The sequence below is a fragment of the Streptomyces sp. ADMS genome, assembly GCF_033441795.1.
In the GTDB taxonomy this organism is placed as follows: domain Bacteria; phylum Actinomycetota; class Actinomycetes; order Streptomycetales; family Streptomycetaceae; genus Streptomyces.
Window position 1 is genome coordinate 1 of record NZ_JAVFVX010000149.1, and the last position, 14332, is coordinate 14332.

The 14332-nt window shown below is 69.6% G+C and carries 13 protein-coding genes and 1 riboswitch; of the genes, 3 read left to right on the forward strand and 10 right to left on the reverse strand.

Features of this window, described 5'->3' with window-relative positions; genetic code table 11:
• On the reverse strand, nt 1-897 hold an 897-nt coding region (locus RB628_RS36245), incomplete at its 3' end, for an MBL fold metallo-hydrolase (protein WP_318324890.1).
• 241 nt (nt 898-1138) lie between these two features.
• Between RB628_RS36245 and RB628_RS36250 the strand changes: the two genes are divergently transcribed.
• Both RB628_RS36250 and RB628_RS36255 read left to right on the forward strand, forming a co-directional pair.
• On the forward strand, nt 1139-2329 hold the full coding sequence (locus RB628_RS36250) for a Glu/Leu/Phe/Val dehydrogenase dimerization domain-containing protein (protein WP_318324891.1): 1191 nt from the start codon (nt 1139-1141) through the stop codon (nt 2327-2329).
• Between the two features lie 116 nt (nt 2330-2445).
• Nucleotides 2446-3060 (forward strand): TetR/AcrR family transcriptional regulator, encoded by a 615-nt coding sequence (locus RB628_RS36255; protein ID WP_318324892.1) that lies wholly within the window; start codon nt 2446-2448, stop codon nt 3058-3060.
• 120 nt (nt 3061-3180) lie between these two features.
• On the opposite strand, the gene RB628_RS36260 is transcribed toward RB628_RS36255, so the two are convergent.
• The 4 genes from RB628_RS36260 to RB628_RS36275 all read right to left on the reverse strand — a co-directional run bounded on the left by RB628_RS36260 (nt 3181) and on the right by RB628_RS36275 (nt 8558).
• Entirely contained in the window at nt 3181-3966 is a 786-nt protein-coding gene (locus tag RB628_RS36260; RefSeq protein ID WP_318324893.1) for an SGNH/GDSL hydrolase family protein, read from the reverse strand.
• A gap of 121 nt (nt 3967-4087) precedes the next feature.
• On the reverse strand, nt 4088-4807 hold the full coding sequence (locus tag RB628_RS36265; protein WP_318324894.1) for a DUF6250 domain-containing protein: 720 nt from the start codon (nt 4805-4807) through the stop codon (nt 4088-4090).
• 220 nt (nt 4808-5027) lie between these two features.
• On the reverse strand, nt 5028-5999 hold the full coding sequence (locus RB628_RS36270; protein WP_318324895.1) for a LysM peptidoglycan-binding domain-containing M23 family metallopeptidase: 972 nt from the start codon (nt 5997-5999) through the stop codon (nt 5028-5030).
• Nucleotides 6000-6003: 4 nt separating this feature from the next.
• Nucleotides 6004-6187, reverse strand: a riboswitch (cyclic di-AMP (ydaO/yuaA leader).
• A 277-nt stretch (nt 6188-6464) separates the two neighbouring features.
• Complete coding sequence (locus RB628_RS36275) at nt 6465-8558, reverse strand: alpha-galactosidase (RefSeq protein WP_318324902.1); 2094 nt, start codon at nt 8556-8558, stop codon at nt 6465-6467.
• A gap of 170 nt (nt 8559-8728) precedes the next feature.
• Here RB628_RS36275 and RB628_RS36280 point away from each other — a divergent pair, with 170 nt between their 5' ends.
• The gene (locus RB628_RS36280; RefSeq protein ID WP_318324896.1) at nt 8729-9526 is read left to right on the forward strand and encodes a tyrosine-protein phosphatase; all 798 of its coding nucleotides are present in this window, start codon (nt 8729-8731) and stop codon (nt 9524-9526) included.
• A 30-nt stretch (nt 9527-9556) separates the two neighbouring features.
• Here RB628_RS36280 and RB628_RS36285 read toward each other — a convergent pair whose 3' ends face one another.
• The 5 genes from RB628_RS36285 to RB628_RS36305 form a co-directional block, all read right to left on the reverse strand.
• Entirely contained in the window at nt 9557-9679 is a 123-nt protein-coding gene (locus tag RB628_RS36285) for a DUF6126 family protein (RefSeq protein WP_318324897.1), read from the reverse strand.
• Entirely contained in the window at nt 9676-10290 is a 615-nt protein-coding gene (locus RB628_RS36290; protein WP_318324898.1) for an XRE family transcriptional regulator, read from the reverse strand. Before RB628_RS36290 ends, RB628_RS36285 begins: the two co-directional genes overlap by 4 nt.
• A gap of 84 nt (nt 10291-10374) precedes the next feature.
• Nucleotides 10375-11784, reverse strand: a complete 1410-nt coding sequence (locus RB628_RS36295) for an aspartate aminotransferase family protein (protein WP_318324899.1) — start codon at nt 11782-11784, stop codon at nt 10375-10377.
• Complete coding sequence (dxs, locus tag RB628_RS36300; protein WP_318324900.1) at nt 11781-13691, reverse strand: 1-deoxy-D-xylulose-5-phosphate synthase; 1911 nt, start codon at nt 13689-13691, stop codon at nt 11781-11783. The genes RB628_RS36295 and dxs overlap by 4 nt, the downstream gene beginning before the upstream one ends.
• Nucleotides 13692-13732: 41 nt before the next feature.
• Nucleotides 13733-14332, reverse strand: a 600-nt coding sequence (locus tag RB628_RS36305) for a flavodoxin-dependent (E)-4-hydroxy-3-methylbut-2-enyl-diphosphate synthase (protein ID WP_318324901.1), incomplete at its 5' end; no start/stop codon positions are given.

Genomic DNA, 14332 nt, shown 5'->3' on the forward strand with positions numbered 1-14332 from the left:
GTGAATGTCCGGCCACGCACCCGGCACCGGCGTAGAATCCGTGTGGTTCTTGGGCCAGAACTCGCTGTAGGCCCCGATCTGGATCATCGTGGCGTCGAACGGACCGTGGTCGGCGCCGATGTCCCGGAAGCCCTCGAAGTACCCGGTGTCGCCGCTGTGGTAGACGCGGTGCTCCTCACCGGCGACGACCCAGGAGGCCCACAGGGTGTGCTGGGTGTTGCGCAGGCCGCGGCCGCAGAAGTGCCGGGCCGGGGTGGCGGTCAGGGTGAGGCCGCCGACCTTCGTCGACTCGTGCCAGTCCAGCTCGCGCAGCCGGTCGGCCGGGACGCCCCAGCGCTCCAGATGGGCGCCGACACCGAGCGGCACCGCGAACAGCGTGTCCGTGCCGGCCAGCGCCTTGATCGTGGGCATGTCCAGGTGGTCGTAGTGGTCGTGCGAGATGACAACGACGTCGACCGGGCCGAGCGCGGCCAGCGGCAGGGGCACCGGATGCAGCCGCCTGGGCCCGGCGAAGGCGAACGGCGAACAGCGCTCGCCCCAGACGGGATCGAAGAGCACCCGCTGTCCGTCGATCTCGGTGAGCACGCTGGAGTGGCCCATCCAGGTCAGCCGGAGGCCGCCGACCGGGGGCTTGGCGAGGTCGGCGAGTGTCGTGGCGTGCACCGGCACCGTGCCGGCCGGGGCGCGGCGGACCCGGTCCTCCTTGCGCAGCACGGACTTCGCGAACTCGAGCATGGCGCCGTCGGGCCGGGGGGTACCCGGCGGATTCCGGAAGACCCCGTCCGCGAAGTGCGGCGATCTGCGGATCCGCGCCAGGCGCTCCCCACTCGGGTCCGCGCCGAAGGCCTCGGGCCGCAGTGCGCGCAGCTTGGAGCCTGGAGAGGGGAATCCGGTCACGGTACCTCCAGGTGGAGTCGGTCAGACATTCCATTATGGTCACCCCCTCCGACACTCCGGTGTCGTGTGTGTGTCGACCGGGTCTTTCCAAGGAAAGACCAAGGTTCCGGAGCCGAAACGACACCGGAGACCGACGGAACGCGACTGTGGTGACACATGCCGTACGCGCGGTGGGCGGAGCGTGCGGGGCCGGCGGTGTGCGGCAGCGCACAACTGAATGGCGAGTCAGTATATTGCCCGCATGGCAACCCCTCAGGGCGCTCCCCTGCTCTCCCTCACCTGGACCGATCACCTCACCGGCCGCCAGGGCTTCCTAGTCGTGGACAGAGTGGTGCGGGGCGTGTCCAGCGGCGGGCTGCGGATGCGCGAGGGCTGCACACTGGACGAGGTCACCGGGCTGGCCCGGGGCATGACCATGAAGGAGGCCCTGCACTACAACCCCGAGGGCCGCTACATCCCGCTCGGCGGCGCCAAGGGCGGCGTCGACTGCGACCCCCGGGACCCGGCGGCGTACGGCCTGCTGGTGCGCTACCTGCGCGCGTTGCGGCCGTACGTCGAGAGTGTCTGGACCACGGGTGAGGACCTGGGCCTCACCCAGGACCTGGTCGACCGGGCGGCGGCCGAGGCCGGACTCGTGTCGTCGATCCAGGCGGTCTATCCGCTGCTGGACGACCAGATCGTGGCCCGCGGACGGCTCGCGGACGCGTTCGCGGTCGAGGTGGACGGCATCGGCCTCGACGAGCTGGTCGGCGGCTGCGGGGTCGCGGAGTCGGTGCTCGCGGCGCTCGACCGGGCCCGGGTGCCGTACGCCGGGACACGGGTCGCCGTCCAGGGGCTCGGCACGATGGGCGGGGCAACGGCACGCTTCCTCACGCGCGCGGGGCTCGCGCTGGTGGCCGTCTCCGACGTCAAGGGCACGATCGCCAACCCGGCCGGCCTCGACGTCGAGGCGCTGCTGGCGGCCAGGGACACGTACGGCACCGTGGACCGAGCGGCGCTGGGCCCCGGCGACCGGGAACTGCCGGGCGAGTCCTGGCTGTCCGTGGATGCGGAGGTACTGGTGCCGGCGGCGGTCTCGTACGCCGTCGACACCGGGAACCAGGCGGGGATCACCGCGCGTTGGATCGCCGAGGCCGCGAACATGCCCGTGCTGCCGGAGGCGGAGGAGCTGCTCGCCGCGCGCGGCATCGTCGTACTGCCGGACGTGGTCGTCAACTCCGGGACGAACGCCTGGTGGTGGTGGACGCTGTTCGGGGACATCGGTGCGGACCCGGAGGAGGCGTTCGCGTACACCCGGCGATCGATGCGCGCCCTGATCGACCAGGTGCTCGCGCGTGCGGAGGCCGACGGGACGACTCCGCGGGCGGCGGCGCACTCGATCGTCGAGGACCGGCTGCCGGTGATCGCGGAGCGGTTCGGATGGTACCGGTGACGGTGTCCGGTCCGGGTACGGGCGCCGGCCCCGCGAATCAGCCACATCGGCGGGGTTTTACAGGCATTGACGGACCTGCCCCGGCATCGTGTCCTGCGACGGATTACTGTGACCGCGTGGCAAGGGTGCGGTTGAGCGTGGCCGAGCGGCGCGAGGAACTGCTGCGGGCCGCCATCGAGCAGATCCAGGTACGGGGCGTGGCGGCGGTCAGGATCGCCGACGTGGCCGCCGTCCTCGGGGTGAGCAACGCGCTGGTCCTGTACCACTTCTCGACCAAGGAGAAGCTGGTCGCCGCCGCGTTCCGGTACGCGGCCGAGGCCGATCTCACCCACCTGGGCAAGCTCCTCGGGCGCCGCTCCCCGGCGCTGCGCCGACTGCGGTCCGCGGTGCGCTGGTACGCGCCGACGGGCCAGGCCAAGGGCTGGCGGCTGTGGATCGAGGGGTGGGCGGTCTCCCTGCGCGACCCGGCGTTGCGGGAGGTCGCCGGCGACCTGGACCGGCGTTGGAAGGCCGCGATCACCGAGGTCATCGCGGAGGGGGTGGCAGCGGGCGAGTTCGCGTGCCCCGACCCCACGGGCACGGCCCTGCGGCTGACGGCGCTGCTGGACGGGCTGGCCGTCCAGATGACGGCGTACGACGGGGTGTCCCGGGCGCGGGCCGAACAGTGGGTGGACGCTGCGCTGGCCGGGGAACTGGGTCTGGAGCGGGCGGCGTTGACGTCGGGCAGCTGAGTTGATGTGGGCGCTACCGGGGGCTGCCGCCCCCAGGCCCCCGCTTCGGCCTGGACGGCCTCGTCCTCGAACGCCGGCCGGGCCGGCATTGCCCGCCCGGCGCTGCAGAACAAGAAGTTCTCACGCGACCCACTCGATCCGGGTCTTGATGTCGTCCGGCGACAGACTCCCCTTCGCCGTCACATGGTCGCCCGACGACTCCCCCCTCAGCCGCCGCCCGATCCACGGCGCCAGGTACTCACGGGCCCAGTGAACATCGTCGCGGCGGATCTCGAAGGTGCCTCGGGGAGGCAACGCCGGCCAAGGCTGGTCCGGGTCGGCCGGGATTTCCAGGCCCAGGATCTGTCCCGCGCGCAGCGCCACGCGCGTGTGCCCCTCGGGGGAGAGGTGCAGTCGGTCGCCGTCCCAGGCCCGGCGGTCCTGGATGGTCTTCAGGGACCACAGGTCGAGCACCGGACAGCCGTACCGGTCGGCGATGGCCCGTAGGTGTCCGTTGTACGTGGCGATCTTGCCGCGCATGTGCTTCAGCACCGGGACGTTGCGGGTGTCGAAGCCGGTCGTCACCATGACCGTGCCGACCGCCGAGGTGAGGCCGATCACCGCTCGCTCGAAGCGCTCGGCGACCTCGTCCGGGTCGCTGCCGGGCCGGATGATGTCGTTGCCGCCCGCGCAGAAGGAGACCAGGTCCGGCGCCTGTTCCCGGGCGCGCGGAAGCTGCTCGGACACGATCTGGTCGAGCAGCCTCCCGCGTACCGCGAGGTTCGTGTAGTCGAAGTCGCCCTCGGGGCGCCGGTCCGCGAGCAGGACCGCGAACCGGTCGGCCCAGCCGACGAACGCCCCGTCGGGGCCGGGGTCGCCGACGCCCTCGGTGAAGCTGTCCCCCACCGCCACGTACGACCCGATCACTGCTCTTCTGTCATTCCTCGAATCGTCTGCCACATCGGCCCATGATTCACCTCTGATGTGAGCTACGCGACCGTAGGAAGGGGTTGACTCCCGGTGAGATAGGCCACTCGTCAATTGTTGGTCAACCCGGAATAATGGGAAGACGCAGTTCACGGACGCTGAAGTCGGTGATCCGGAAGTGGCTCCACGTCGTACGGAAGGCGAAGTACCCACTCGTGTACGGGTCGGGGTCGCCGTAGTCGAAGACGAGCCGCCCGTTGTTCCACCAGCGGACCGTCGAGCCGGCCGAGACGATCCGGACGCGGTGGGGCGCGTTCGGGACCAGCAGCGGCTCCGCGTAGTCGTAGACCAAGGGGCGCACGTCGGCCTCGCCGACGTAACGGCGCAGACGGGTCGTGGTGTTGGTGTTGGCGCCGTAGCCGACGTAGTACGTCTTGAGGTGGTCGTACTCGGCGAGGGCTCCGCTCCGCCGGGTGGCGAAGAGGTCGTCCGGGGAGCGGACGTCGACGGCGTTCCAGAAGTTGTTCAGGTCGGAGACCCGGTCGTTGACCCCGCCCGCCGAGACCGGTGTCGCCGTGTACTCGATGGCGTACGGGCCTTGCAGACTGCGCTTGAACCAGCTGGTGGCACCGCTCGGCACGTCGACCTCCAGGACGCCCCGGGCCGCCGTGACACTGCCACCGTCCTGGAGTTCGACGGCCCACCGGCCGAGACCGTGCAGGAAGTCGTCGCGGGCGATGAGGCGTCCGTATGCGGCGGCACTGGCGCTCGCAGCCGGGCTGAGCGCGGCGACGGCCGCGCCGGCGGCCAGGACTCCGAAGGCTCTGCGAGTGGTCGTCACGAGGCGGCTCCTTGTGGCTGAATGGTGGTCACAGCGGCGGAAAGCGCTTGCACAGCTAGGGAGTTCACTCTGCCCCCGCTCTCTCTTCCTGGCGACACTCCAGGCACTCGCGCCACAGGACCGCAAGGTGACGATCACGAACCGCATCGCGAACACGCCGAAGGCCGGGCCCCGGGATCGGGGTCCGGCCTTCGGCGTGTGTCCTCCCGAAGCGTGCGCGTCAGCCGACGGCGACGCCCTTCGAGCGGAGGTACGCGACCGGGTCCACGTCGGAGCCGTAGTCCGGGGTGGTGCGGATCTCGAAGTGCAGGTGCGGGCCGGTCACATTGCCGGTGGCACCGGAGAGACCGACCTGCTGACCCGCGGTCACGGTCTGGCCGGCCGAGACGGAGAGCTGCGCGAGGTGGGCGTACTGGGCGTAGTAGCCGTCGGCGAGCTTGACGACGACCTGGTTGCCGTACGCCCCGCCCCAACCGGCGGAGACGACGGTGCCCGCGCCGACGGCCTTGAGGGAGGTGCCGGTCGGGGCGCCGAAGTCGACGCCCGTGTGGTAGCCGCTGGACCACATGCTGCCCGCCACGCGGTAGGCGGTGCCGATGCCACCGGCCACGGGAAGGGTGAAGCCGCTGGAGCTGCCGGTGTCGGCGGTCTCGGTCGTCGTGGAGGTCTCGGCCGTCTCGCGTTCGGCGGCCGGCTCGGGCGTCTGAGTCTTCGTGGACTGCGAGGACTTCGAGGAGGACTCCGCCGAGGACGAGGACGGCGAGGAGGTGGACGCGGCCTTCTTGCCGATCGTCAGTTTCAGACCGGGGTGGATCAGGCCCGGGTCGGCACCGATGGCGGTGCGGTTGTCCGAGTAGAGCTTCTTCCAGCCACCGCTGACGCTCTGCTCCTCGGCGATCTTCGACAGGTAGTCGCCGGCCTGGACCGCGTATGTCCTGACGTTCGCCTCCTTGGCGGCGGAGGGAGCGGAAGCAGCTTTTTCCGTCTTCGCGGAAACGGGCTGGGCGGTTACGGACCTGGCCGTTTCCGAAAGCGACTGAACGGACTGCGTGGTGGACTCCGCCGTGGCCGCTTGGGCGCCGGTGGCTCCCAGCAGGGGCAGGGCGAGAGCCGCTCCGCCGGTTCCGGCGACGGCTATCGAGCGGGTGAATCGCTGGGACTTCGGACGGCGGTGCTTACCCTTCGCGGGCATGACGAATTCCTCTCCGGCGCCTGCGAGGTGAGCTGTCGGGTGCGGACTGGAGATGTCCGGCCACGCCTGAACGTGACTTAACCCCAAGCCTGTTCCAGAGACCGGAACAGGCGTTCTACCTGTGGGTCCCCCGCTCCTGCCGTTCTCGGGTGTTCGATGCGGGTTCCGGGCGGCGGCAGGATTGGGCGTCCGTCCGGATTGGAGGCGAACGTAAGCGACCAAGACGCACGGAAACAAGCTTCAGGTTCCCTGTGTACGGGTTTCCTGTGATCCTCCCCAGAATTACCCGTCACTGTCCGTGAATTCTGGATCTCTCCGCCCCCTGAACATCCTTAAAAGACGCCGAAATTACGTGAACATGTCGGCGACACACCGTCACGAATATGACGCTGCTCACTCCCCTGCCGCACAGCAACCCTTATTCCCAAGCGAGTTGGAATTAAGGCGCCATAACGGACAGAAGCATCAGATGCGACGCAGTCGGAGAACTGCCGCATCCAGGTCACCCTTCAGCCCCGTTCGCAGACCGTGGTGCATCAACACCGCACCTCGGTGGACTTCACCCGTTTCACGGCATTCGTACGTCGCAGACGGGTCGAGTCCGCGCAGCCGCAGCGCCGGTACCGGTTCACCGTGGTGCTGCGCCTGGAGCCACGCCAGGACGACACTCTCGCCCCCGAGCACGTACTGCACCGCGCTCAGTCCGCCGGTCGGCCGCCGCAGCCGGTGGAGGTCGCCGCGCTGCACGACATGGCGGATCTCCCTGTAGAGCGCCACCCACTCCCTCGCCTCGGCCAGCTCCGCCTCCGTCCACCTGGCGAGGTCGCCACCTACGCCGAGCACCCCGGCCATCGCACTCACGAACCGGAACCGCAACGAGCTGACCCGGTCGTTGAGCTGGGTATTCGGACTGTCCGTGACCCAGGCGGCCATGACCCGCGCCGGATGGATCTGACTGAAGCCCTCCTGGATGGCGAGGCGGTCCAGCGGGTCGGTGTTGTCCGAGGTCCACACCTGGTCCGTACGAGCGAGGACACCGAGGTCGATCCGGCCACCGCCACCCGAGCAGGACTCGAAGGCGACGCCCGGGTGGGCCGCCCGCAGCCGGTCCAGCAGGGCATACAGTCCCTGCACATGGTCGACCCACAGACGCTGGGGGTAGTCCTCGCCGGGCCAGCCGGCGTCGGTGAAGCAGCGGTTGAAGTCCCACTTCACGTAGTCGATCGGGGCACTGGAGAGCAGCCCGTCGAGCTGCTCCCACAGGTACTGGCGGACATCCTCGCGCGCGAGGTTCAGTACGAGCTGATTGCGGAACTCCGTCCGCTTTCGTCCCGACTGGAACTGCACCCAGTCCGGGTGGGTGCGGTACAGGTCGCTGTCCGGGTTGACCATCTCGGGCTCGACCCAGATACCGAACTGCATGCCCAGGGTGTGCACGTACTCTGCGAGCGGCCTCACGCCCGCCGGGAAGCGGTCCGGATTGGGCGTCCAGTCACCGAGGCCGGCCCGGTCGCTGGTGCGGGCCCCGAACCAGCCGTCGTCCACGACGAACAGTTCGACGCCGATCGCGGCGGCCCGCCGGGCCAGCGTCCTCTGCTGCTCCTCGGAGATGTCGAACTCCGTGGCCTCCCAGGAGTTGTAGAGCACGGGCCGGTCCCGGTCCGCGTCGGGCACGACGAACGCGCGCTGGTACGCGTGCCACGCCCGGCTCGCCCCACCGTGCCCCAAGGCGGTCCACAGCCCCGCGAAGACGGGCGTGGTGAAGGACTCACCCGCCGCCAGGCGCAGCAGGCCGGAGTCGTCGTACCCGGCGCCACCGGTGATCTGCACGCGCGCGTCGGGCAGTTGGGCGACGGCGATCCGCCACGAGCCGGACCAGCCGAGCGCGCACGCGTACACCTCGCCGCGTTCCTCGGTCGCGTCGGTGTCGAGCGCCACCCAGGGCAGGTGCTGGTGCCCGGTGTGCCCGCGCCGGCTGCCGATGACCTTCTCACCGTAGGTGAGGTCCGCGCTCACGAGCCGGGACTCGGCGGCCCAGCGTCCGTGCAGTTGGGAGAGGCGCCAGCCATCGCGCTCGGGGAGCGTCCAGGTGGCCGAGTCCGCGCGGAGCAGCTCAACCGGTCCGGCGCTGTCGGGGGCGTCATGGGTGAGGGTCACCCAGCGCTCCACGACGTCGTGGCGCATCCGGTAGTGGAGCGTGATCACCAGCCCCGCGTCGCGGAACCGCAGTCGCAGTTCGTCCCCCTCGGCGCCGCCCGCGGTCTCGTACGCCTCGAACCGCCATTCGGTGCCCCGGCGCTCGCCGGTCCGCACGGACAGGGCGGGCCGTACGAAGCGGGGGCCGCCCTCGACCGGGTACTCCTCCCGACCGTCGAGCGGGGACTCGAAGGGCCAGTAGTCCGGCAGCGGACGGACGGCGAGCGCCTCCGCGTCGACGAGGGCGATCCGCGGGCCCCAGTGCAGGTGCAGCAGTTCGTCGTCCTCGGTGAGATGGACGGCGTAACTGCTCGTGGGCCCCGAGAGAAGCCACGTACGACCGGTTCCGGCAATTTCCAGCATCATGTCCCCACAGATCCGAACAGGCACGCTCAAGCATCAACATCATCAGCGCCAGGGACGCCGACGGCAACGCCTGTGGAAAACTCGTTGGCCTGCTCACCCATGTCGTATCGTCGAAGCGCGCCCGTCGACGAGCAGCGTCCGCGGGGCGGTGTGGGAGGGGAGCCCTCGTGACGCAGCAGGTCCCGTCGACCGAGCCCGAGCTGGGCGGCGTACGTAACTTCCGTGACGTGGGCGGCCTGCCGACCGTGGACGGCCGGCGCGTGGCGCCGGGGCGGCTGTTCCGCAGCGGTCATCTCGCTCACGCGACCGACGAGGACGCGGCGTTTCTCGGCTCCCTCGGGCTGCACACGATCTTCGACTTCCGCAACGCGGCCGACATCAAGCTGGAGGGGCCGGACGTCGAGCTGCCGGGCGTGCGCAACGTGAACATCCCGCTGTCCGACCCGGCGCACGGCGCGGAGTTCTGGAAGATGGTCCGGGACGGCGATCTCGACGAGTTGCGCAGCCTCCTGGCCGACGGCAAGGGTGAGCAGCGGATGATCAACTCCTACCGTGAGATCGTCAGGGACCGCACGGCCGAGCACTCCCGGATGCTCCACGCGCTGGCCGAGGACAGTGTCCCTGCCCTGATGCACTGCGCGGCCGGCAAGGACCGCGCGGGACTGTCCATCGCCGTGACACTGCTCGCCGTCGGGGTGGAGCGCGACGCCATCGTGACCGACTACATGGAGTCGAACGCGCAGCACAGGCGCTACAAGGTGCGCCGCAACGGTTCCGTGGCCAAGGCCTACAGCCCCGAGGTCCTGGAGCTGCTCAACCCGCTCTTCGGCACCCGCCCCGAGTATCTGAGGGCAGCCATGGAGACGGTCGAGGAAACCTGGGGCGGCGTCGAGAACTATCTGGCACAGGGGCTGGGCGTCACTCCGGAGATGCGGGAGCGGCTGCGCGAGCGTTTCCTCGACTGACGGCTCGGCCGAGCGGGACGTGCGTGACCGCTACTGCTTCGCGCCCACCTCGAACAGCAGGTAGATGAAAGCGGCGAAGACGTGCCCGACCGCGATGTAGATGATCAGCCGGACCCACAGGGCCCGGGGGAACTTCTCCTCCATGTTCGTCATGGCCTCACTCCAGCGCTCGGGCCGAGGCAGAGGCCGGCGGTGGGGCTCTGCAACAGGGTGTGGACGAAGAGCAGGTCGGTGCCGTCGCGGCCGTCGGCGGCGAGGCGGTGCGGGGTCAGCGAGTCGAAGTGCGCGCTGTCGCCGGGTGCGAGGACGTGCGCGGTGTCCCCGAGGCGCAGCCGCAGCCGCCCCTTGAGGACGTACAGCCACTCCTCGCCGGGGTGGACGCGCACGATGTCGCCCTGTGCCCCGTACGGCACATGGACGCGCAGTGCCTGCATCCCGCGCCCGGACGCGCCGGCCTGCCAGTAGGACCAGCCGCCCGCGGCCGTCGGTTCCATGTCGGTGGCGCGCACGACGGCGTCCCGGTCGGCGACGGTCTCACCAAGCAGTTCGGAGACCGTCGTACCGTAGATGCGGGCGAGCCCGAGCAGCATCGGCAGGGAAGGCTGGCGCCGCCCGGTCTCCAGACGGGAGAGGTGTGCGGGCGACAGTCCGGCCGCCCGGGCCGCGGCCTCCAGGGTGAGGGAGGCCCGGCGGCGCAGCGCTCGGAGTTGCGGTGCGACGACGGGCAGGTCCTCGACCGGCCCGTCCTCTTCGGGAAGGCTCATACCTTCATTCAGCCGCCGATTTACCTCCAAGGCAACTCCATTGCCTCAGAGGCAAACCCCATACGGCGCTCCCCCTGTTCTCCCTTACCTGTTGGCCACCGCCTGTTTCACCAGCGTCTTCCCGAAGTCCCACATCAGCCCGCTCCCGCTGTGCGCGTCGTCCATCACGGCGGTGAAGGCGTCCACGAACCGGTCCACCTCCCGTTCACCGACGACCAGCGGCGGAATCAGCTTGATCACTTCCAGGTGATCGCCGGAGACCTGGGTCAGGATCCGGTGCCGTTGCAGCAGTGGTACGACGACCATCTGCGCGAACAGCCCCTTGCGGGCGGCCTGGAGCATCGTCCAACGGCTGCGCAGCTTCAGCGACCTGGGCTTTCCGAACTCGATGCCGATCATCAGACCCCGGCCCCGTACGTCGGCCAACAGCTCGTACTTGTCGACCAGTGCCGCCAGCCGGGCTCTCAACCGGTCCCCGGTGGCCCGGGCGTTGGCGACGATCTGCTCGTTCTCCATGACCGACAGCACGGCGAGGCCGGCCGCCATGGCCTGGGCGTTGCCCCCGAAACTGGCCGAGTGCACGAGGACCCGGTCGATCGACGAGTAGACCTTCTTGAAGATCCACTCCTTGCCGATCGTGGCGCCCACGGGCACATATCCGCCGGACAGCGCCTTCGCCACGCACACCAGGTCCGGCTCGACGCCCTCCTCGTGCTGGTAGGCATAGAAGTCGCCGGTCCGCCCGAGACCGGTCTGTACCTCGTCCGCGATGAGGACTGCCTTGTGCCGGTGCAGCAACTCCTGTGCGGCGCGCAGGTAGCCGGGAGGCGCCTCGTGCACGCCCTTTCCCTGGATCGGCTCGACGATCAGGGCGGCCACGTCGCCCCTCTTCAACTCCCGCGCCAGGACGTCGAGATCACCGAGCGGGACGGCCGTGTCGGGCAGCAGCGGAGCGAAGCCGTCCCGGAATCCGTCCTCGCCGTTGACCGAGAGGGACCCGGTGGTCAGGCCGTGGAAGGCGTGCGAGCAGTACAGGACGCGCGGCTTGCCGGTGGCGTACCGGGCGAACTTGAGCGCGGTCTCCACCGCCTCCGTACCGCTGTTGCCGAAGAACACCCGGTCCAGGTGCGGGCTGTGGGTGAGGAGCCGTTCCGCGAGCAGCCCGGGCAGCGGCTGGCAGTCGAAGCGGGTGAGGTCGGCGAGCTGGGCGTCGAGGACATCGTGCAGCGCCTTGCGCACCACGGGGTGATGGCGGCCGAGGCCCATCACCCCGAACCCGGCGAGCATGTCGAGGTAGTCGTCGCCGTCCGCGTCCCAGAAGTACGCGCCCTCGGCCCGCTCGTAGACCTTGTCGAAGCCGATGGTGTGCAGCATGCGAGGGAGCTGGTGGTTGAGATGCCTGGTGTGCAGCTCGTAGCGCTCGGCGCCGCGCTCGGCCAGCAGCGCATCGAGGTCGAACTCCCCCGGACGGACCCCGGGTTCAGCGGTTGTCATTCCTGTTTCTCCTTGGCCTTCCCCTGGGACAGCTCTTCCTTGACGGCCAGCCCGGCGCTGATCCGCCCGGCGATCTCGACGGGTGTGAGGCCGATGTCGGCGAGCACCTCACCGCGCTTGGCATGCGCGAGGAACTGCTCCGGGATCCCGAACCGCCGTACGGGTACGTCGACTTCGGCGTCGCCGAGCGCCAGGGCCACCGCGGCGCCGACTCCCGACGCACGGCTGTTGTCCTCGACGACGGCCACCATGCGGTGCCCGGCGGCAAGCCCCGGCAGCGCGGGATCGACGGGTTTGACCCAGCGCGGGTCCACAACCGTGCAGTTGATGCCGCGCGCTTCCAGCAGTTCGGCGGCCTGGAGGCACACCGGAGCCATCACGCCGACGGCCACCAGCAGCACCTCGGCCACTTCCTCGGACCGGTGCAGCACATGCATCCCGCCCACATGGCCGACCGCCTCGATCGTCGGCCCCACCGACTCCTTGGGGAACCGGATCAGCGTGGGAGCGTCGTCGACGGCCACCGCCTCCCGCAGCTGGGCGCGGAGCTGGTCGGCGTCGCGCGGCGCGGCGATCCTGAGGCCGGGTACGACCTGGAGGATGGACAGGTCCCACATACCGTTGTGCGACGCACCGTCAACTCCCGTGACACCGGCGCGGTCCAGCACGAACGTCACCCCGCACCGGTGCAGCGCGACGTCCATCAGCAACTGGTCGAAGGCACGGTTGAGGAAGGTGGCGTACACGGCGACAACGGGATGCAGACCCCCCGTCGCCAGTCCCGCCGCCGACACCGTCGCGTGCTGTTCGGCGATCCCGACGTCCCACACCCGGCCGGGGAACCGCTCGGCGAACCCGCCGAGGCCCACGGGATGCAGCATGGCCGCCGTGATCGCGACGACGTCGTCCCGTTCCTCCCCGATCCGCACGAGTTCGTCGCCGAACACCGAGGTCCAGGAAGGCCCGTTGGAGGGCGCGAGCGGCTCGCAGGTGAGCGGATCCATCACACCGACGGTGTGGAAGTGGTCCTCCTCGTGTGAACGCGCCGGCTCGTAACCGCGTCCCTTCTCCGTCAGACAGTGGACGAGCACGGGCCCGTGGAAGCGCTTCGCGCGCCGCAGCGCGGACTCCACCGCCCCGATGTCGTGTCCGTCGATCGGACCGACGTACTTGAGCCCCAGGTCCTCGAACATGCCCTGCGGATTGAACGCGTCCTTGAACCCCTTCTTCGCGCCGTGCAGCGACTCGTAGAGGGTGTTGCCGATGACGGGGGTGCGCAGCAGTACGTCCTTGCCCCAGGCCAGCACCTGCTCGTAACTGTCTGTCGTACGCAGGGTCGCGAGATGGTTGGCGAGGCCGCCGATGGTCGGCGAGTAGGAGCGTTCGTTGTCGTTGACGACGATGATCAGGGGCCGGTCCCTGGCCGCCGCGATGTTGTTGAGCGCCTCCCAGGCCATCCCGCCGGTGAGGGCGCCGTCGCCGATGACCGCGACGACATGCCCCTTCCCGCCCTGCACCTGGCGGGCCTTGGCGAGCCCGTCGGCCCAGCCGAGCGCGGTGGACGCGTGGCTGTTCTCGATGACGTCGTGCTCGGACTCCTCGCGCGAGGGATAGCCGGACAGGCCACCTTTGCCGCGCAGCTTGGAGAAGTCCTGACGCCCCGTCAGGAGTTTGTGTACGTAGCTCTGGTGGCCGGTGTCCCAGAGGATGCGGTCGACCGGTGACTCGAAGACCCGGTGGAGCGCGATGGACAGTTCCACAACCCCCAGGTTGGGCCCGAGATGGCCGCCGGTCCTGGCGACCGCGTGCACCAGGAACTCGCGTATCTCGTCGGACAGTTCACCGAGTTCCGCCTCGGACAGCGCCTCCAGGTCGCGTGGTCCCCGGATGTTCTCCAGAATCGTCACGCTCGGGCCCCCTCTTCTTCCGTACTCATCAGCCGTGCTGTTCAGCTCACGGTGACCGCCGGCTCCCCCGACGCGACGCCGTCCTGCTCCATCTGATCGGCGATCTTCATCGCCTCCTCGATCAGGGTCTCCACGATCTTCGACTCGGGCACGGTCTTGATGACCTCGCCCTTCACGAAGATCTGCCCCTTTCCGTTGCCGGAGGCGACCCCGAGGTCCGCTTCCCTGGCCTCGCCGGGACCGTTGACCACACACCCCATGACCGCGACGCGCAACGGCACTTCCATGCCCTCCAGACCGGCCGTGACCTGGTCGGCGAGCTTGTAGACATCGACCTGGGCGCGCCCGCAGGACGGGCACGACACGATCTCCAGCCGCCGTTGCCGCAGGTTCAGCGATTCCAGGATCTGGATGCCGACCTTGACCTCCTCGGCGGGCGGCGCGGACAGCGAGACCCGGATGGTGTCCCCGATGCCCTCGCTGAGCAACGCCCCGAAGGCGACTGCGGACTTGATGGTTCCCTGGAATGCGGGACCGGCCTCGGTGACTCCCAGGTGCAGCGGGTAGTCGCACTGTTCGGCGAGCAGCCGGTAGGCGTTGACCATGATCACCGGGTCGTTGTGCTTGACGGAGATCTTGAT